Genomic DNA, 17,647 nt, shown 5'->3' with positions numbered 1-17,647 from the left:
GCAGGTTAAAGGCAGAGCTTCACCTGAGTCTCCCATTCCTCACATTTAGCGTTCAGATCATGTGGCAAAGCGTGGTCCGTGAAGAACATCCCGATATCGGCCAGCGATGCGATTCGCGCCGGGGCGGTGCGTTGAAACTTGGACTGATCCGCCACAAGAAACGTCTGCCGTGCCTGTGCGATGATCGTCTGGCTGACCTGAACCTCCTGAAAGTCGAAATCCAGAAGATCGCCATCGGCATCCAGTGCTGAACATCCGATGATCGCGTAATCGACCTTGAACTGCCGGATGGTCGAGGCCGTCAAATCTCCGATCAGGCCGCCGTCAGAGCGGCGCAGGACCCCACCCGCCACCACGACCCTACATTCGGGGTTTTCAACCAGTATGTTAGCAACATTCATGTTGTTGGTAACGACCATCAGGTTCTTGTGGTCCAGCAGATGCCGGGCGACGGCTTCGGTCGAGGTTCCGATGTTCATGAATACCGATGCCCCGTCGGGAATGCTGGCTGCGCATATTTCGCCAATACGGGACTTGGCCTCTTCATTCAGGCCCCGGCGGTCTTCGTAACCGATATTTGAAACGCCCGAGTGCAAAACGGCGCCCCCGTGGACCCGGTCGAGTTTCCCCATGTCAGCCAGTTCAGCCAGATCCCTGCGAATGGTCTGCACCGTCACGCTGAACTGTTCCGCCAGCCCTTCGACAGTCACTCGCCCTTGTTGGCGAGCGATTTCCAGTATGTCGGACTGACGGAAGGAAAGAGACATGCAAAATCCTGTGTTCTAAGGTGTATTCGGTTTTGTTCTTTTTTTTCGATTTTTTCAAGAGTAATGGATTTTTAAGTCAATTCGCGACGTAAATTTCGTAAAAGCGAAAGAAAACGAAAATTATAATTGACGAAGCGAAGGCGGTTACGGTTAATGCGCATAGTTTTTCCAGACAGAGAATCGACCAGCTATGGAAGCGCAGGAAAACCCGATCACCGACCTTTTCATCATCGGCGGGGGGATCAACGGATGTGGAATCGCCCGGGACGCCGCCGGGCGGGGTCTTTCGGTTAGCCTGGCTGAAATGAACGATCTGGCCTCGGCCACGTCGTCGGCATCGACAAAGCTTTTTCACGGAGGGTTGCGGTATCTCGAATACTTCGAGTTTCGCCTAGTCCGAGAGGCCTTGATCGAACGCGAAACCCTGCTGCGAGCCATGCCGCATATCAGTTGGCCAATGCGCTTTGTGCTGCCCTATCACAAGGACATGCGATTTGACGCGGAAACGCCGACTTCGCGGCTGCTCAGCACAGTGATGCCATGGATGCGGGGCAGGCGTCCGGCCTGGCTGATCCGGTTGGGTCTATTTCTCTATGACCATCTCGGCGGGCGCAAAATCCTGCCGGGCACATCGTCGCTGAACCTGCGATCGGTGCCGGAAGGCAGGCCTTTGCAGGGTAAATTCGAAACCGCCTATGAGTATTCCGACTGCTGGATCGAGGATTCTCGCCTAGTCGTCCTGAACGCCCGCGATGCGCAGGCACGCGGGGCCGAGATCATGGTTCGTACCGAAGTCATGTCTGCAGATCGCGTTGACGGGCTGTGGCATGTAACGGTTCGAGACCGGGATAGCGGAACCCAACGTGTCATTTGTGCAAAGATGCTGATCAATGCCGGCGGCCCCTGGGTCGGCGACATTATTCAGACCAGGATCCGCATGAATTCGCGCGATGGCGTGCGGTTGGTACGCGGCAGCCATATCGTGACGCGCAGGCTATACGATCACGACAAATGCTATTTCTTCCAGGGCGAAGACGGCCGGATAATATTTGCAATTCCTTATGAGCAGGATTTCACCTTGATCGGAACCACCGATCAGGATCATTCCGATCCGTCCCAGCTGCCGGTCTGCACCGAGGACGAGCAGGACTATCTGTGTGCGTTCGCCTCGAAGTACTTTGATCAACCCGTATCGCGCGAGGATGTCGTATGGACCTATTCCGGCGTACGCCCGCTTTATGATGACGGGGCCAGCAGTGCTACGGCCGCGACGCGGGATTATACGCTCAAGGTCGATACACAGGGCGGTGCGCCTGTTCTGAATGTCTTTGGCGGAAAAATCACGACTTATCGCCGGCTGGCCGAGAGCGCGATGGAAAAGGTTGCCGAACATTTCCCGGCTCTGTCCGGGCCGTGGACCGCTGGTGTCGCGTTGCCGGGGGGTGATTTTCCGGTCGACGGGATAGAGGATCTGGTTCAGGGTTTGCGATCGGATTACGGTTTTCTGGACGAAAAATGGGCGCGCCGTCTGATCCGGGCCTATGGAACCGAAGCGCGGCTGATGCTGGGCGAGGCACAAAACGCAGAAGATATGGGGGAGGGGTTTGGAGCTTCGTTGACGGCTCGTGAACTGGCGTGGCTGATGGACCGGGAATTCGCGCGTAATGCCGAGGATGCAATTTGGCGGCGGAACAAATTGGGTCTGCGCCTGAGCAGTGAACAGATCGCGCGCATTCAGCAGTGGATGGATGAGCGGAAACGATCAGGCGTAGCCGTATCCGCCTGATGGACAGAAAAAAGCCCCGCGGAAAATGCGGGGCTTCTTTGTTCTGTTTTATGCAGTCTCTTTCGGTGGAGCCGGATCATTCCGGGTGCCCTTGACCCATTCCCGCAGGCTTTGCATCAGAGCGTACAGGACAGGCACAAGAATGACGCCGACCAGCGTTGCCGCCAGCATTCCGCCAAATACAGCCACTCCGATGGCCTTCTGGCTGGCCGCGCCCGCGCCATTGGCTGCAAGCAATGGCACAACGCCCAGCAGGAACGAAAGTGCGGTCATCATCACGGCGCGGAAACGCTGGAATGCGGCCTCGGCCGCCGCGTCTCGGATCGACAGGCCATTGGCGCGTTGTTCCATCGCGAATTCGACAATCAGAATGCCGTTCTTCGAGGCAAGCCCCACAAGCATGATCATCCCGATCTGAGTGTAAAGATTGATGTCACTTCCCACGATGGCCACTGCAGCGACGGCGCCGAACAGGGCGACGATAACAGACAGCAGGATCGAGACAGGCAAAGTCCAGCTTTCATATTGTCCGACAAGGAACAGGTAGCCGAACAGAATCGCCAGTCCCAGGATCACTATAACCAGACTGCCCGATGCCAGTTGCTGCTGCGCGGTCCCTGTCCATTCGAATGCGTAGCCGGGGGGCAGGGCATTTGCCGATTCCTCGGTCATCACAGTGATCGCGTCGCCGCTGGACAGCCCCGGTGCGGGTACTGCTGTCACGGTCGCGGATCGGAACAGGTTGTGACGTTTCAGCAGGACCGGCCCCAGCACGTTCTCGACGTCGATCAAAGTGCCGAGTGGCACCATCTCACCCTTGGTGGACCGCACATACAGGTTGGAGATGTCTTCGACATTGTCGCGATAGGTGCCGTCCGCCTGTATCATCACGCGATAGACCCGGCCAAACAGGTTGAAGTCGTTGACATAGTACGACCCCAACTGCGCCTGCATGGTCTGAAAGATCTCGGCCACGGACACTTGCAGTGTCTTGGCCTTCTCGCGGTCCAGATCGACAAACAGCTGCGGGACATTCGCGCGGAAAGTGGTATAGGCTTGGCCGATTTCCGGGCGCTGATTGGCTGCGTACACGAACGATCCTACCGCCGAGGCCAGATCCTGGGGCGTACCGCCACCGGTTTGCTGAACCTCCATCTCGACACCGGCGGACATGCCAAGACCCTGAATGGGCGGTGGGTTGAATGCCACGATCGATGCAGCGGACTCTCCGTTTGCGATTGCCAGAACTTTGGCAAGGATGGCATTTGCGCTCAGGTCGTCCTCTTGCCGATCGTCCCAATTGTCGAGGTTTACGAAGATCGCAGCGCCGTTGGTGATCGTTCCGTTCAGCAAAGAAAACCCGTTGACCAGAACCGTGCTTGCGACACCGGGGATTACCTGAATCTGCGCATCCACACGGCGCGTGACGGCTTCGGTCCGTTCCAAGGTGGCGGCGTCCGGCAATTGAACGTCGACAAACAGATAGCCGTTGTCTTCGAGCGGGATAAAGCCGCTGGACGTGTTCGACATGATCGTGCCGGTACCCATGGCAAGGGCAACGATGACACCCAGCGCGATAACCGGCAGGATCAGAAGCTTGCGCACGATGGCGACATACCCGCCACGTACCGTACCAATGAACTTCTCAAACAAGGCAAGCAGGCCTTTGGGCGGACCAGAGCGTTCCTTCAGCACAAGGCCGCACAAAGCGGGCGAAAGCGTCAGCGCGTTGATCGACGAAATCACCACCGCGGTCGAGATCGTGACAGCAAACTGGGAATACAATCGTCCCGAGATACCGGGCATGAAGGTCACGGGCACAAAGACGGCCAGCAGAACCAGAGTGGTCGCGATGACCGGCCCGGTGATCTGACCCATCGCCTTGCGGGTTGCCTCGGCCGGGGGCAGGCCCTCGTCCGCGATGATCCGCTCGACGTTTTCGACCACAACGATTGCGTCATCCACAACGATCCCGATGGCCAACACCAAAGCAAACAGAGAGATCGTGTTCAGCGACATCCCGAAAAGCAGCAGAAAGGCGAACGTCCCGATCAGGGACACAGGAATGGCCACAGCCGGAATAATCGTTGCGCGCCAACTGCCAAGAAAAACGAACACAACCGAGATCACCAGAATGAAGGTCAGGATCAGGGTCGAGACCACATCGTTCAGCGACTGCTGGACAAAATCGGTGGTGTTGAACGGCACCTGATATTCGACATCTGTCGGGAAGGCGCGAGACAAACGTTCGAGTTCCGCCTGCACACGCTCGGACACGGCCAGCGCGTTTGCTCCGGGTGCCTGATAAATGCCAAGCACGGTGGCCGGTACAGATTGGAAATACCCCGAAGCCGAGTAGAACTGGGCGCCAAGTTCAACTCGCGCGATATCCCGGACCCGAACGATCGAGCCCGCATCACCGGTCCGAATGACAATTTCACCGAATTCGGCAGCCGATGTCAGGCGTCCCTTGGTCTTGATCGTGTACTGGAATGTTTGTCCTTCCGGCACGGGCGGCGACCCGATTGAACCTGCCGAAACTTCGATATTCTGTTCGCGGATGGCGTTGATCACATCGCCGGGCGTAATGGACAGCGCGGCCATCTTGTCGGGATCCATCCAGATCCGCATGGCGTATTCCAGATTGGTCAGAACATCCGCCTTACCTACACCCTGCACACGCGCCAGCGCGTCCTTCAGGTTAATTGAGGCATAGTTCGACAGGAAGACGCTGTCATAAGTGCCATTGGGCGATGTCAGCGTTACAAGCAGCAACATGTTTGTCGATGCTTTCTGTGTAACCACGCCGGATGCAGTCACTTCGGTCGGCAATGACGACATGGCCTGCGCCACGCGGTTTTGCACGTTGACCGAAGCGATGTCAGGGTCGGTGCCCACTTCAAACGTAATGTTCAGCGAATACGATCCGTTATCGGATGAGGTTGACGTCATGTAGATCATGTCGTCCACACCGTTGACCTGCGCCTCGATCGGGGCGGCCACGGTGTTTTCCACGGTTTCAGCGTTCGCGCCTGTATAGGTCGTCGTGACGCTGACGACAGGTGGCGTGATGTCAGGGAACTGGGCGACCGGCAGGACAAGGTAGCCGATGCCGCCCATGATCGTCAGAACAAGCGAGATGACAAGCGCCAGCTTGGGCCGGCTGATGAACAGGGCTGAGAACATCCGTTATTCTCCCGGCTGCTCGGATGCGACAACCGCATCCACCGCGACACCCGGGCGAACCCTTTGCAGCCCTTCGACGATGACGCTTTCTCCCTCGCGCAGCCCGTCAAGCACGATGATCGCGGTGCCGAATGTATCGCCGGTGGTGATATAGCGTTGTTCGACCATCTGTTTGTCGTTGACGACCAGAACGAATTCGCCGCGCTGATCGCGTTGCAGTGCAGCCTGCGGGACCAGAACCCGCAAGGTCGGCTCCAGTGCCTCGATATGGACATTCAGGAATGCACCGTCGAGGATCAGGCGGCTTTCGTTGTCGAACTGGGCGCGGACGGTGATGGCACCGGTCAGCGGGTCAATGCGGTTGTCGACAAATACGATCTCGCCGGTTTCGTCCAGCTCTGTGCCATTGGGCAGCGTCACCCTGACCACCGGGCTTTTGTTGCTTTCGGCCAGGGATGAGGCGTTTTCATCGACGGCCTGCAGAACCGTGGTGAACTGTTTTTCGTTCAGCGAGAAATTGACATAGATCGGCGCTTCGCTGACCAGATTGACAAGTGGCGGATTGGTCGGGCCGACGACGTCGCCGACACTGGTGGATACCCGTCCGATCCGGCCCGTGAAAGGCGCGTGAATTTCAGTGTAGCTCAGGTCCAGTTCTGCCTGTTGAATGGCGGCATTGGCCGCTTTCACCTCGGCCTCGGCGACCAGTTCGTTGGCGCGGGCAATATCGCGTTCCGATTCCGGCGTCGCGTCGCGCTTGTACAATTCTTCCTTACGGGCCAGATCGACCTTGGCCAGTTCCAGATTGGCCTCGGCGCGATCCAGATCGGCTTTGCGAGCCTCCAGAGTGGCCTGATACAGGTCGGGTTCAATAGTGAACAGCAGGTCGCCCTGGGTCACGGAGGCTCCGTCCTCGACATTCTGGCTATCTAGGAACCCGCTGACCCGGGCGACAATATCGACCTTGTCGATGGCTTCGGCGCGCCCGATAAACACGGCCTCGTCAGTGATTTCCTCGGAATAGGCGGCCGCGATGGAAACCTTGGGCGGCGGCGCGTCGCCTTGTTCCTGTGCCAGTGCAGGTTGTACCATGCCCAAACAGGCCAGAACGGCAAAATACTTGCCAAGTGTCCTGACTGCTCCGCTGCTACGGAAAATCGGGTGCTTTGCTGCAAGGGACATGGAAAGAGCCTCGTTCAATCTATGGATTAGGCGCCGCGATGGCATGTGTGCCTTTTTTGAGTCGGCGGAATTACGTGGCAGGATGGCCGCTTTAAGACAATATCTCAAGTGTCTTGAATGTGTTCCCTTCCACTATGCATGCAGAGATTTCTCCGCCGATTGGTACATTTAGGTCGGTGCCCAAACAAAAACGGGGGCTCAAGCGGCCCCGTTTCGGTATTTCACATAGATGTTCGGTCAGGTGCGCGTTCCGGCAAACCGCGTTTGCCAGTCTTCGCGTTGTTCGTCGGTGATCTTGGCGAACAAAACCTCGGGCACTGTGAACGCGTGACCGGCGGGCAGGGCGTTGAGTGCGTCGGCGACATTGTCGGGCCAGCCGGTGTCCAGCGTGTTCATCGCGCTCAACATCCGGGCCGAGGTGTCGGGGATGAACGGCGCGCTTAGAACTGCATAAAGCCGGATCAGGTTCAGACCCAGCCGGACCTGCGCGGCAGCCTGTTCAGGGTCTTCCTTGAAGGTCGACCAAGGGGCGGCGGCTTGCAGATATTCATTGCCCGCAACCCAGATGGCCCGCAATTCTTGCGCGGATTTGCGGACATCCATCGCCTCCATGTGACCTTCATAAGCGCGAACACGTTTGGTGAGCTCCTCAATCAGCGCCTGTTCCCGGTCGCCGAAGGCACCGCCTTCCGGCACGGCCTCGCCGAATTTCGAGCGGCAGAACTTGGTAATACGGCTGACGAAGTTGCCCAGCACATCGGCCAGGTCCTTGTTCACGGATTGCTGGAAGTTTTCCCAGGTGAACTCACTGTCGCTGCTTTCGGGCGCATGGCTCAGCAACCACCAGCGCCAGTAATCGGCAGGCAGGATCTCCAGCGCCTGATCCATGAACACACCACGACCTTGGCTGGTTGAGAACTGTCCACCATCGTAGTTCAGGTAGTTGAAGGATTTCAGATGGTCCACCATCTTCCAAGGCTCGCCCGATCCCAGAATGGTTGCCGGGAAAGACAGGGTGTGGAAGGGCACGTTGTCCTTGCCCATGAACTGAACGTAACGGACATCATCGGCACCCTTGTCGGTACGCCACCAGCGTTCCCAATCGGCGTCGGTCCTGCCGTTCGCATCCGCCCATTCCTTGGCGCAGGCGATGTATTCAATCGGCGCGTCGAACCAGACGTAGAAGACCTTGCCTTCCATCCCCGGCCAGTCCTGTTCGCCTTTCTTGACCGGAACGCCCCATTCCAGATCGCGGGTGATACCCCGGTCTTGCAGGCCGTCGCCGTCATGCAGCCACTTTTTGGCAATCGATGTGGTCAGGATCGGCCAGTCTGTCTTGCTGTCGATCCATGCATCCAACTGGTCTTTCATCGCTGATTGACGCAGATACAGGTGTTTGGTTTCGCGCACTTCCAGATCGGTCGAGCCGGAAATGGCCGAGCGTGGCTCGATCAGGTCGGTCGGGTCCAACTGCTTGGTGCAGTTCTCGCACTGGTCACCGCGCGCGCGCTCGTAGCCACAGTTGGGGCAGGTGCCCTCGATGTAGCGGTCGGGCAGGAACCGTTTGTCGGCGTTGGAATAGACCTGTTTCTCGCTGACTTCGCGGATCAGCCCGGCGTCATCCAGTTTGCCTGCAAAATGCTGCGTCAATTTCTTGTTCTGCTCACTGGAGGAGCGTCCGAAGTGATCGAAGCTCAGGCCAAACCGCTTGGCGATATCGGCCTGAATGCCGTACATCTCGGCGCAATATTCCGCGACCGGTTTTCCTGCCTTGGCGGCAGCCAGTTCGGCCGGTGTCCCGTGTTCATCGGTGGCGCAAAGGAACATGACCTCATTCCCCCGGCCACGCTGGTAGCGTGCGTAAAGATCAGCAGGCAGTTGCGAGCCGATCAAATTGCCGAGGTGTTTGATCCCGTTGATGTAAGGGATCGCCGAGGTGATGAGAATCCGAGCCATTTTCCGTTTCCGCGTATCTGTCTGCGCGCCCGTCTACAGTATGAATCTCGCCAGCAAAAGACCGGTTACACCGATAGACGCCCGAAACGACGCGTAAGTGCAGAAGCAATGTGGCCTTCGCGCGGTGGTCTCGGACCATGTATGATGGTCGCGCAAATTGTTAACGGGGGTTTGAAATGAAGCTATTCGGGGTTCATCGCCTGAAACAGGTGTCCGCCATTCTGTGTCTGACAGCATTCGCCACGCCGAGCGTTCAGGCTGACCAAAGCAAAGCCATGGATGCGATTGAAAGCTTTGACAAGGCGATGCTGTCGGTTTTTCGCCGTGGCCAGGATGCACTAACGTCTCAGACCCGACCGGTCATGGTGATCGCGCGGGATGTTACGATCCTGTCCGAGAATGGTCAGGTGTCCTTTCCCAGGGGCGCGCCAAACTATCTAATATTCAAGTCCACATCCCACGTTCTTTTAGGGATCATCGGTGCCGTCACCCCCTGGCCCGAGGAAGATGACGCTGATGCAAGGTGGAAAAAGGACTTTGCAGCCATTGCGCAAGAAATCGACACGTTGTTGCCGTCGTTGGAGGGCCTTGACCTGCCTGAAAACGAGATTGCCCGACAACGACAGATGCTTGAGGCCGCGCGCACCTTCACCAGCGGGGCGGTGAAGCGCGGTACCCTCACGCCGCAGGACGTAGCAAACGCTATCAACGAGATGCGCCCGGTTTGGGCGGCCAACATGCGCCAAGCGGCTCGGGCCGAGCTGTCCACGTTGCACAAGGCCGTGTCAGATGCGCGTGCCGCTATTAGTAAAGAAGACTGGGACAAAATGTATGTCGTTCATCACGGCGGGTCCAATGTAACGGGGACCAATGTCGTGGAACTGTATCTGGAGCGCGTGATGCCGCAGAAAGTTGCGGCGGGCCAGGTCATGTTTGCGGAAAATGCGCATGGCAACGAGGCGATGGCTGATTTCGTCGGCTATGAGAGAATGCAACGTCACGTGGGGGCCTGGGCTTTCGGAGATCCGGGGCGAATGGAAGTTGATCTGCTGGGATATGAGGCAGGTTCAATTCTGGATGAAATGATCCCGTCTTCTCCGCCTTCGGACTAGCGTCCGGGGCTTAGTTTCTTACACGACTGCTTGAACAACCAACTATGCCGCGGCACGTCGTGAAAAGGCGCAGGCCGAACACTGTCGAACCCGGGCCGGGGCTTTCCCGGCCCTTGTTTTATCGACCTTCACGCGACCGTTTCAGCAGACGGCCGACCGTGAACGAGGTGCGGGGGGCATAGACATAGTTGGTCCGTTCTTCCGGCGTTGGCCGCGATCTCATCCGAGCCAGGCCAAACCCGATCAGGAACACATGGCCCAGCGCGACAAAGGCAAACAACGCTCCGGGACCGAATTCCTGGATCAGTGTAGACGAGACATAGGGCGAGGCGATTGCGCCAAGGGCGTACCAGAACATCAGAGCCGCAGATAGTTCGACCCGCTGTTCGGTTGTGGCAAAATCGTTGGCGTGTGCGGATGACACCGAAAAGATCGGGAATGTCGTGAAGCCGAACAGTCCTGCAGCCAGCATGACACCTACTGTGCCTGTGTCACTTGCCGCCATCGTCACCCCACAGCTGAGCACCGCCGCGAAGGACAACCAGATCAGCACCCATCGTCTGTCATATTTGTCTGCAAGCCATCCCATCGGGTATTGCGCCAACGCCCCGCCCAGCACGAACGAAGCCAGAAAGAACGCGATCTGATCCACGCCCAGACCCACTTCTTGCCCGTATACCGGGCCGACCATCCTGAACGATGCAGAACTCAGCGCGGCCACAATAACGCCCGCCACCGCCAATGGAGAGCTGCTCCAGGCCAGTTTTGGTCGTAGTCGCGGCGCGTCGGGTGTTTTGGGCTGGCTGGCCCGGGTCAACGTCAGCGGCAGCAACGCGGCGCAGCACAGGATGGCCAGCAAATTGTACGAGACATAAGAGGCAGGCGGCAGGACCGCGATGATCAGCTGAGCGCTTAGGGACGCCCCCATATCCACGATACGATAAGTGCCCATGGCGCGCCCGCGTGTCTCGTTCGTGACCTTGGCGTTCAACCATGCCTCGATCACCGTATAGCTTCCCGCAACGCATGTGCCCGAGGCTACGCGCAACGCGGCCCAGATATATGGATTTTCAGTCAGTGTGTGTCCGATCAGCCCCATGGCCCCCAGCGCGGTGCACACGGCAAAAGCGCGGGAATGGCCGACGTTGCCCATCAGACGCGGAGCCCACCAGCATCCTACGAAAAAGCCCAGGAAATGGGCCGAACCCAGCATACCGATCTGTTCGGTGGTAAAGTTGAGCGTCAGACCGGAAATTGCGTCCAGTGGTCCCACGCCGCCTGTCGACAGTTGTAGCAAAATGACAGAAAGAAACAGGGCCGCAAAGGAAATGAGTGTACGCATGATGTTCTCAACTTGACTGTCCAGGCCGGGATTTCACGCACGTTATCGACCTTGCGGAGTCGTTTTTGTCAAATCCCTTCAGTCTTTACGTTTGATTTCGGCACGAATGTCCAGCCCCACTGTGTCCTGCACCAGATCGGCATAGCCCGACGCGCCAAAATCGTGCCGGTTCAGGGCGCCGCGCAGGCGGATCGACAATTCGTTCAGGTCTTGGGTCGCAGTGCCGCGCTGACGGTACAACGCGGCCTGCAGTGTGATCGGACGTGTGATGCCGCGCAGGGTCAGATCGCCGGTAATTTGCGCGCCGTCAGAGATGCGGCCACTTTGGCCAAGTTGAATGCGGGTCGATCTGAAACGGATGGTCGGATAGGTGCTGGCGTCCAGCACACTCGCGCTCAGCATCGGTCCTTTTGCAATGGGCATTCGGGTTCGCGCCTTGGCAACATCCATCAGGACATCGACCTTGCTGTTGGCAAGGTCTGACAGGTCAAGGGCAATGCTGGCCAACCGGATCGGCATGGTGCCGGATTGCGGGATTCCGGCCAGGTCGAATGTAAAGCTGACTGTGGTTCCGTCTGGAACAAGTTCGTAAGGGCGCAGGGCCGCCTGTGCCGGGTGCGGCAGGGCTGCTGCGGCCAGACCGGCCAAGACGTCGCGTCGGGTCAGGCGCGTCATGCGGTGCCGTATTTGCATTGGAAATTGACTTGTCTGGTTAACATCGGGGCCCTGAGGTGGATTGGTTAGCTCTGACCCTCAGCTAGAGCCCGGCTTTGTGTTTGGCCAATCACATCCTTCGTGAATGGCCCGATCAGGCCGGAACATCCTGCGCTTCGGTCCGGTGCAGGTGCAGGCCCGCGCGCGGTTTGGTCTGGGTGGCTTGCCAGCTGACCGGGGGCAGGGCGCGGGCGCGGCGGCGGGTCAGAGTCCAGGACCGGGCCTCGCCCTTGTGGTTCGCCGCCATGTGCCAGCGCGTCTCGACACCTTGCGCGCCGCCATCGCCGGGTGTCAGCAGCAGCCCGAGCGGTGCCCGCCCCATCGCGCCGCCCTGTTCTGCGGCCAGATGCATCCGTCGTACCGGTGTCAGCCCGGGCGCACCGGGCAGGTCGCCAATGATCAGCGGGATGGCCCCGCTGCGCAACGCCTCTTCCATGCACCACAGCAGGTCTTCGGCGCGGTTGGGGCGGACGAACAGGAAACGCGCGGGGTCGGCAAAAGGCATCATCCCGTCAGGGTTCAGCTGGCCGGGCTCCCACGCGGGGGAAATCCACAGCACCGGCCCCTGTGCCTGACCCGCCAGCCACATGGCAAAGCTGCGTCGGGCAGGGCCGCAGGCCTCGTGCACGCGGGCCAGTTGCAGGGTGATCTGAGGGTGCAGTTTTATCCCCGGCGCCTCGCGCGCGGGTTTGCGGCCAAGAAGGTGTGCAGACATGCCGTCAGGTTAGCATGTTCCCATTTTGTTCTCAAGATCGGATGTGATCCCGGAAGCTATTTAACGAGACAGGATCAGACGGCCATCGGCAAACTGGATGTTCGAGAAACGATGCAGATAATCCATGCCCAGAAGGGACTGATGCAGCTCGCCTTCGTTGATCCAGGCCGAGATGTTGCGGTCTACGATCGGGCCAAGCTCGAGGCTGTCCAGACGTACGGGCGCTGTCCGGACTTCTCCGTTCGCGGTGGCGGCGCGGCCAAAATAGTTCAACTGATCCGGATCAATGCCGACGCGCCTTGCGTCTGCGGAACTCAGGACAATCTGACTGGCTCCGGTATCGACGAGAAATGTAATCGGCTCTCCGTTCACCAGAACTGGCAGGTAATAGTGCCCGTCATAAGACCGGGGAACCTCAACCGTGTCGCCGGTTACGGACATCTGCGCCGAAGGGCCCACGGTTGAACGGATGTCTTCCCACAGGCCCACCACAGCTATCACGCCAATAAAGATGAACACCCAGGCCATCATCTGTTGCAGGGTCTTGTTCAGCGATTGCCGGTTCTGAGAGATGAACCAGGCCACCACCGCTGCGCCGAGCAAGCTCAGATACGCCAAACGTGCAATGCTGTCGCCATCCATACCGTTATCCCAACAATATTACCTGAGTGATATATGGGGATTCAGGACGCAAATCCAAAGGCCTTAAGGCCATCCAGGATGAACTGAACCGACAATGCCGCCAGCAACATGCCCAGCAGGCGGGTCAGTACGTTCAGCCCGGTTTTGCCCAGAATACGGGCCACAGCGCCGGATGTCAGATACATCACGAACACCATCGCCAGCACGACCAGCATCACACCGATGACGACGGCCAGCCCCTGTATGCCGGGCTGCTGACCCGCCAGCAAAATCATCGTTGCAATCGCGCCCGGGCCTGCAATCAAAGGAATGCCCAGCGGAAAGACCGACGGATCGGGATGTTCTTCTTCCTCGGCGCTGGTTTCACGCCGTTTTGTTCGGCGCTCAAACAGCATGTCGAGCGCTGTCAGAAACAGCAGGACGCCACCGGCGACCCGGAATGCCTCCATCGAGATACCGACAAACCCCAGAAGCGCTTCGCCAAAGGCGGCAAACATGGCCAGAATGACGCCCGCCGTCAGACACGCGCGGATTGCGATCGAGCGGCGCGTGTTCCAATCCATGCCCTGGGTCAGCGCCACAAAGATCGGTGTTTGCGCAGGCGGGTCGAGCACCACGAATAGCGTCGTGAACGCGGTAATCAGGAATGCGCTGTCTATCACTGTTTGCTGCTCCGTTGCAGGTCTTGCAGGACACGCAAGGCGTCTTGCGACTGCGCTGCGGGGACATAGATGTGGTCGTGGTGATATCCCGCGACCATGTTTGCAGGTATTCCATGCCGCGCCAAAGCACCAGATACGGCGGCGGTAAGGCCTACGCCCTCCAGCGAGGAATGAACCTGCAATGTGATGCAGTGCATTGGGACCGTGTCTTGTGGCGCGCTGTCAATCGGGACGATCAGGGACAACCCCTCCGCCTCGACGCAGCTTGCACGTGTTCCGTCAGGCCAGGGTTTGTTGTCAGGCCAGACCACAAAGGCAAACGCACCAGGCTGCAAAACGGGGCGCATGCCGGAAATCATGGCATTGGTGTCCTTGACGGGTTGGGTCATGCGGATTCCGCTTGTTCCAGTCGTTCGGCGGCCGCAACCCACAAGGTCTCGGCCTTTTGCATGGCTTCGACAACCTCGGCAAATTTGCGGTTCCAGGATTCCAGATCGTTGATCCGGTCGTCTTCATACAGCGCTGGGTCTGCCAGTTTGGCCGACAGCTTCTCGTGCATGTCGCTCAACTTCTCGATCCGGTCTTCACATTTGCGCAGATCAGCGCGCAGGGCCAGCATCGCCTCGCGCGACGGGCGTTTGGGTTTTGCCGCTTGCGGCTTTTCCTTGAGCGGTTTTTCCCGGGCCAGCAGCATGGCGCGATAGGCTTCAAGGTCGCCGTCAAAGGGCTTGACCGTGCCGTCCGATACCAGCCAAAGCCGATCTGCGACCAGCGACAGCAAATGCATGTCGTGGCTGACCAGAACAACCGCGCCGGAATATTCAGTCAGCGCCTCGACCAGCGCCTCGCGACTTTCGATGTCCAAGTGGTTTGTCGGTTCGTCGAGGATCAGCATATGCGGCGCGTCGATCGTTGCGATCAGCAGCGACAGGCGGGCCTTCTGTCCGCCCGAGAGGCGGCCGACCACTGTCTCGGCCTGATCGGCGTTCAAACCGAATCCGGCCAGACGAGACCGCCACTTGCCCGGCGCCTCGTTTGGGCGCAGGCGGCGCAAGTGATCCAGCGGCGTTTCATCAACATAAAGCTCATCCACCTGATGCTGGGCGAAATAGCCGATCCGCAACTTGTTGCTGCGGGTCATTTTGCCGGCCATCAGGGGCAGGCGGTCGGACAGCAGCTTGGACAGGGTCGATTTCCCCTGACCGTTCTTGCCCAACAGCGCAATGCGGTCGTCCTGGTCGATGCGCAGGTTCAGACGTCGCAGAACCTCGGTCTCACCATAGCCCGTCACGCCGCCTTCGATCTGGATGATCGGAGGAGATAGCTCCTCGGGTTCAGGAAAGGAGAATGCGCGTAGCGCGGCTTCTTGCGGGGTCGAAACCAGTTGGATGCGTTCGATCATCTTCAGGCGCGATTGGGCCTGAACGGCTTTAGAGGCCTTGTACCGGAACCGGTCCACAAAGCTTTGCAGATGGGCGATGCGCGCCTTGGCCTTGGCGTTCTCGGATTCAGCCTGCGCCAGCCGCTCGGCGCGACGCTCGGCGAATTTGTCATAGGGCACCGCGTAATAGGTCAGCTTGCGGTCTTCCAGATGAAGGATCGATCCCACCGCGCGGTTCAGTAGACCCCGGTCGTGACTGATGATGATGACCGTATGCGGATATTTCGCCAGATAACTTTCCAGCCACAGCGCACCTTCGAGGTCCAGATAGTTGGTCGGTTCGTCCAGCAGCAGCAGATCGGGTTGCGAAAACAGCACCGCCGCCAGTGCAACGCGCATCCGCCACCCGCCCGAGAAATCCGAACAGGGCCGCAACTGGTCTTCATCGTCAAAACCCAGTCCTTTCAGGATCGAAGCCGCGCGCGCCTCGGCCGACCAGGCGTTGATGTCGGCCAGTCGGGTCTGGATATCGGCAATCCGCGCCGGGTCGGTGGCAGCGTCGGCCTCGGCCAACAGCGCGCTGCGTTCGGTGTCGGCGGCCAGAACCGTATTGATCAGCGAAACATCGGAGGAGGGGACTTCCTGTGCCACCCCGCCAATCCGCGCGCGGCTGGGCAGCTTGATGTTTCCCGATTCCAGCGCCAGTTCCCCACGGATGAGGCGGAAAAGGGTGGTCTTGCCGGTGCCATTGCGCCCGACAAGACCCACCTTGTGGCCGTCAGGAATTGTTGCGCTGGCCCCGTCGAACAGGGGACGGCCTTCTACCGCGTAGGTTATGTCTTCAATCCGTAACATGAGCCGCTCATAACAGAGGGTGAATTTGGCCGCCAGCAGCTTGACATGTTCAGCACGCGATCAATGTGATAGCGCTGACATGTTTTCACCCGGAACGGATTGTTGAATGAGACCCGCGCGAACGCCTCCATCCCTGATCACGCTGGTCCTGATCACTGCGTTGTCGGTTCTGTCGCTGAACATGTTTCTGCCATCTCTGCCTCATATCGGCGAGGACTTGCAGGCAGATTACGGTCTCGTGAACCTGTCTGTTGCAGGGTACCTGGCGCTGTCTGCGGTTTTGCAACTGATCATGGGGCCTTTGTCCGACAGGTTCGGTCGCAGGCCGGTATTGCTGAGCTGCATGGGACTTTTCGTCATCGCCTCGATCGGCTGCGCCATGGCCCAATCGATCTGGGCGTTTCTGGGTTTCCGTATGTTGCAGGGCGCTGTTATCGCGGGGCAGGTTCTGGCGCGCGCCGCCATCCGCGACATGCATCCTCCCAATGAGGCCGCCAGCAAACTGGGTTATGTCTCGATGGCCATGGCACTGGCGCCAATGCTTGGCCCGATGCTGGGCGGAGTGCTTGAGATGTTGTTCGGCTGGCGGGCCGGATTTGTTCTGTATTTCCTGATGGGAACAGGCCTTCTGGCGCTGCTCTGGGTCGATCTGGGCGAGACCAATACCAACACAACCGCAACCTTCACCGCCCAGATGAAGCTCTATCCGCTGCTGTTCAACTCGCGACGGTTCTGGGGGTATTCATTCTGTGCCGCCTTTTCCATCGGCGGGTTCTACGCCTTTATTACCGGTGCGCCGCTTGTTGCGGCCACGTGGTTCGATCTGAACCCGGCCTTGCTGGGGCTTGGAATCGGGATCATCACGATGGGGTTCATGGCCGGAAGCTTTTTGACCGGACGGCTTGCAGCCCGCACAAGACTGAGCACCCTGATTCTTGCCGGGCGAGTGATCGCTTCGGTCGGCCCCTTGGTCGGCTTGATGACCTTTGCAGGGGGTGTGGGGACTGTCTGGTCCTTCTTTGGTTCCGCCGTGTTTGTCGGGTTTGGGAACGGGCTGACCGTGGCCAACGCGACCGCTGGCTTGATGTCAGTGCGGCCCCAGCTTGCAGGCAGCGCAGCAGGTCTTTCGGGCGCTATGACAGTGGCCTTGGGCGCGATCCTGACTTCGGCCACCGGGGTACTGGTCACCCCCGGAAACGCACCCTTCATCGTGCTGGGGATGATGGGCGTCAGCAGTTTCGCGGGCCTTCTTGCCGTGCTCTATGTGCGCTGGATTGACCAGCGCGACCCGTTGCCCGACACGATCTGATCCGCAAAGCATCATAGTGCTTTTCTTAAGGGACAGAC

14 protein-coding genes are annotated in these 17,647 nt (G+C 58.9%); 3 read left to right on the top strand and 11 right to left on the bottom strand.

Going from position 1 to position 17,647, the window contains the following annotated elements; all coding sequences use genetic code 11:
- Positions 1-5: 5 nt before the first annotated feature.
- On the bottom strand, positions 6-767 hold the full coding sequence (locus ACR1XU_RS04585; RefSeq protein WP_480908888.1) for a DeoR/GlpR family DNA-binding transcription regulator: 762 nt from the start codon (positions 765-767) through the stop codon (positions 6-8).
- A gap of 190 nt (positions 768-957) precedes the next feature.
- Here ACR1XU_RS04585 and glpD point away from each other — a divergent pair, with 190 nt between their 5' ends.
- Positions 958-2,553 (top strand): glycerol-3-phosphate dehydrogenase, encoded by a 1,596-nt coding sequence (gene glpD / locus ACR1XU_RS04580; protein WP_480908889.1) that lies wholly within the window; start codon positions 958-960, stop codon positions 2,551-2,553.
- A gap of 48 nt (positions 2,554-2,601) precedes the next feature.
- On the opposite strand, the gene ACR1XU_RS04575 is transcribed toward glpD, so the two are convergent.
- The 3 genes from ACR1XU_RS04575 to metG form a co-directional block, all read right to left on the bottom strand.
- Complete coding sequence (locus ACR1XU_RS04575) at positions 2,602-5,739, bottom strand: efflux RND transporter permease subunit (protein WP_480908890.1); 3,138 nt, start codon at positions 5,737-5,739, stop codon at positions 2,602-2,604.
- Positions 5,740-5,742: 3 nt separating this feature from the next.
- On the bottom strand, positions 5,743-6,921 hold the full coding sequence (locus ACR1XU_RS04570; protein ID WP_480908891.1) for an efflux RND transporter periplasmic adaptor subunit: 1,179 nt from the start codon (positions 6,919-6,921) through the stop codon (positions 5,743-5,745).
- A gap of 237 nt (positions 6,922-7,158) precedes the next feature.
- Entirely contained in the window at positions 7,159-8,877 is a 1,719-nt protein-coding gene (gene metG, locus ACR1XU_RS04565) for a methionine--tRNA ligase (protein ID WP_480891150.1), read from the bottom strand.
- Between the two features lie 176 nt (positions 8,878-9,053).
- Between metG and ACR1XU_RS04560 the strand changes: the two genes are divergently transcribed.
- Positions 9,054-9,989, top strand: coding sequence for a hypothetical protein (locus ACR1XU_RS04560; protein WP_480908892.1), 936 nt, complete (start codon positions 9,054-9,056; stop codon positions 9,987-9,989).
- A 118-nt stretch (positions 9,990-10,107) separates the two neighbouring features.
- Here ACR1XU_RS04560 and ACR1XU_RS04555 read toward each other — a convergent pair whose 3' ends face one another.
- The 7 genes from ACR1XU_RS04555 to ACR1XU_RS04525 form a co-directional block, all read right to left on the bottom strand.
- Entirely contained in the window at positions 10,108-11,331 is a 1,224-nt protein-coding gene (locus ACR1XU_RS04555) for an MFS transporter (RefSeq protein WP_170616260.1), read from the bottom strand.
- A gap of 78 nt (positions 11,332-11,409) precedes the next feature.
- Complete coding sequence (locus ACR1XU_RS04550; RefSeq protein WP_480908893.1) at positions 11,410-12,006, bottom strand: YceI family protein; 597 nt, start codon at positions 12,004-12,006, stop codon at positions 11,410-11,412.
- A gap of 133 nt (positions 12,007-12,139) precedes the next feature.
- Positions 12,140-12,760 carry an ImuA family protein gene (locus ACR1XU_RS04545; RefSeq protein WP_170676757.1) on the bottom strand — a complete coding sequence of 207 codons (621 nt, stop codon included), beginning with the start codon at positions 12,758-12,760 and terminating at the stop codon, positions 12,140-12,142.
- 60 nt (positions 12,761-12,820) lie between these two features.
- The gene (locus tag ACR1XU_RS04540; RefSeq protein ID WP_321253383.1) at positions 12,821-13,402 is read right to left on the bottom strand and encodes a retropepsin-like aspartic protease family protein; all 582 of its coding nucleotides are present in this window, start codon (positions 13,400-13,402) and stop codon (positions 12,821-12,823) included.
- Positions 13,403-13,443: 41 nt separating this feature from the next.
- The gene (locus tag ACR1XU_RS04535; RefSeq protein WP_170616279.1) at positions 13,444-14,064 is read right to left on the bottom strand and encodes a MarC family protein; all 621 of its coding nucleotides are present in this window, start codon (positions 14,062-14,064) and stop codon (positions 13,444-13,446) included.
- Positions 14,061-14,453 carry an ACT domain-containing protein gene (locus ACR1XU_RS04530; RefSeq protein ID WP_170824572.1) on the bottom strand — a complete coding sequence of 131 codons (393 nt, stop codon included), beginning with the start codon at positions 14,451-14,453 and terminating at the stop codon, positions 14,061-14,063. Before ACR1XU_RS04530 ends, ACR1XU_RS04535 begins: the two co-directional genes overlap by 4 nt.
- Entirely contained in the window at positions 14,450-16,300 is a 1,851-nt protein-coding gene (locus ACR1XU_RS04525; protein WP_480908894.1) for an ABC-F family ATP-binding cassette domain-containing protein, read from the bottom strand. Before ACR1XU_RS04525 ends, ACR1XU_RS04530 begins: the two co-directional genes overlap by 4 nt.
- A gap of 106 nt (positions 16,301-16,406) precedes the next feature.
- Here ACR1XU_RS04525 and ACR1XU_RS04520 point away from each other — a divergent pair, with 106 nt between their 5' ends.
- Positions 16,407-17,609, top strand: coding sequence for a multidrug effflux MFS transporter (locus tag ACR1XU_RS04520; protein WP_480908895.1), 1,203 nt, complete (start codon positions 16,407-16,409; stop codon positions 17,607-17,609).
- Positions 17,610-17,647 lie beyond the last annotated feature (38 nt).

It is taken from the genome of Ruegeria sp. D1(2025) (assembly GCF_056536425.1).
This window is presented reverse-complemented; position numbering and strand designations above follow the sequence as displayed.

What these genes read in the sequence shown, in the direction of transcription:
- ACR1XU_RS04585 (WP_480908888.1), bottom strand. Translation starts at nt 767, where the DNA reads ATGTCTCTTTCCTTCCGTCAGTCCGACATACTGGAAATCGCTCGCCAA.
- glpD (WP_480908889.1), top strand. Translation starts at nt 958, where the DNA reads ATGGAAGCGCAGGAAAACCCGATCACCGACCTTTTCATCATCGGCGGG.
- ACR1XU_RS04575 (WP_480908890.1), bottom strand. Translation starts at nt 5,739, where the DNA reads ATGTTCTCAGCCCTGTTCATCAGCCGGCCCAAGCTGGCGCTTGTCATC.
- ACR1XU_RS04570 (WP_480908891.1), bottom strand. Translation starts at nt 6,921, where the DNA reads ATGTCCCTTGCAGCAAAGCACCCGATTTTCCGTAGCAGCGGAGCAGTC.
- metG (WP_480891150.1), bottom strand. Translation starts at nt 8,877, where the DNA reads ATGGCTCGGATTCTCATCACCTCGGCGATCCCTTACATCAACGGGATC.
- ACR1XU_RS04560 (WP_480908892.1), top strand. Translation starts at nt 9,054, where the DNA reads ATGAAGCTATTCGGGGTTCATCGCCTGAAACAGGTGTCCGCCATTCTG.
- ACR1XU_RS04555 (WP_170616260.1), bottom strand. Translation starts at nt 11,331, where the DNA reads ATGCGTACACTCATTTCCTTTGCGGCCCTGTTTCTTTCTGTCATTTTG.
- ACR1XU_RS04550 (WP_480908893.1), bottom strand. Translation starts at nt 12,006, where the DNA reads ATGACGCGCCTGACCCGACGCGACGTCTTGGCCGGTCTGGCCGCAGCA.
- ACR1XU_RS04545 (WP_170676757.1), bottom strand. Translation starts at nt 12,760, where the DNA reads ATGTCTGCACACCTTCTTGGCCGCAAACCCGCGCGCGAGGCGCCGGGG.
- ACR1XU_RS04540 (WP_321253383.1), bottom strand. Translation starts at nt 13,402, where the DNA reads ATGGATGGCGACAGCATTGCACGTTTGGCGTATCTGAGCTTGCTCGGC.
- ACR1XU_RS04530 (WP_170824572.1), bottom strand. Translation starts at nt 14,453, where the DNA reads ATGACCCAACCCGTCAAGGACACCAATGCCATGATTTCCGGCATGCGC.
- ACR1XU_RS04525 (WP_480908894.1), bottom strand. Translation starts at nt 16,300, where the DNA reads ATGTTACGGATTGAAGACATAACCTACGCGGTAGAAGGCCGTCCCCTG.
- ACR1XU_RS04520 (WP_480908895.1), top strand. Translation starts at nt 16,407, where the DNA reads ATGAGACCCGCGCGAACGCCTCCATCCCTGATCACGCTGGTCCTGATC.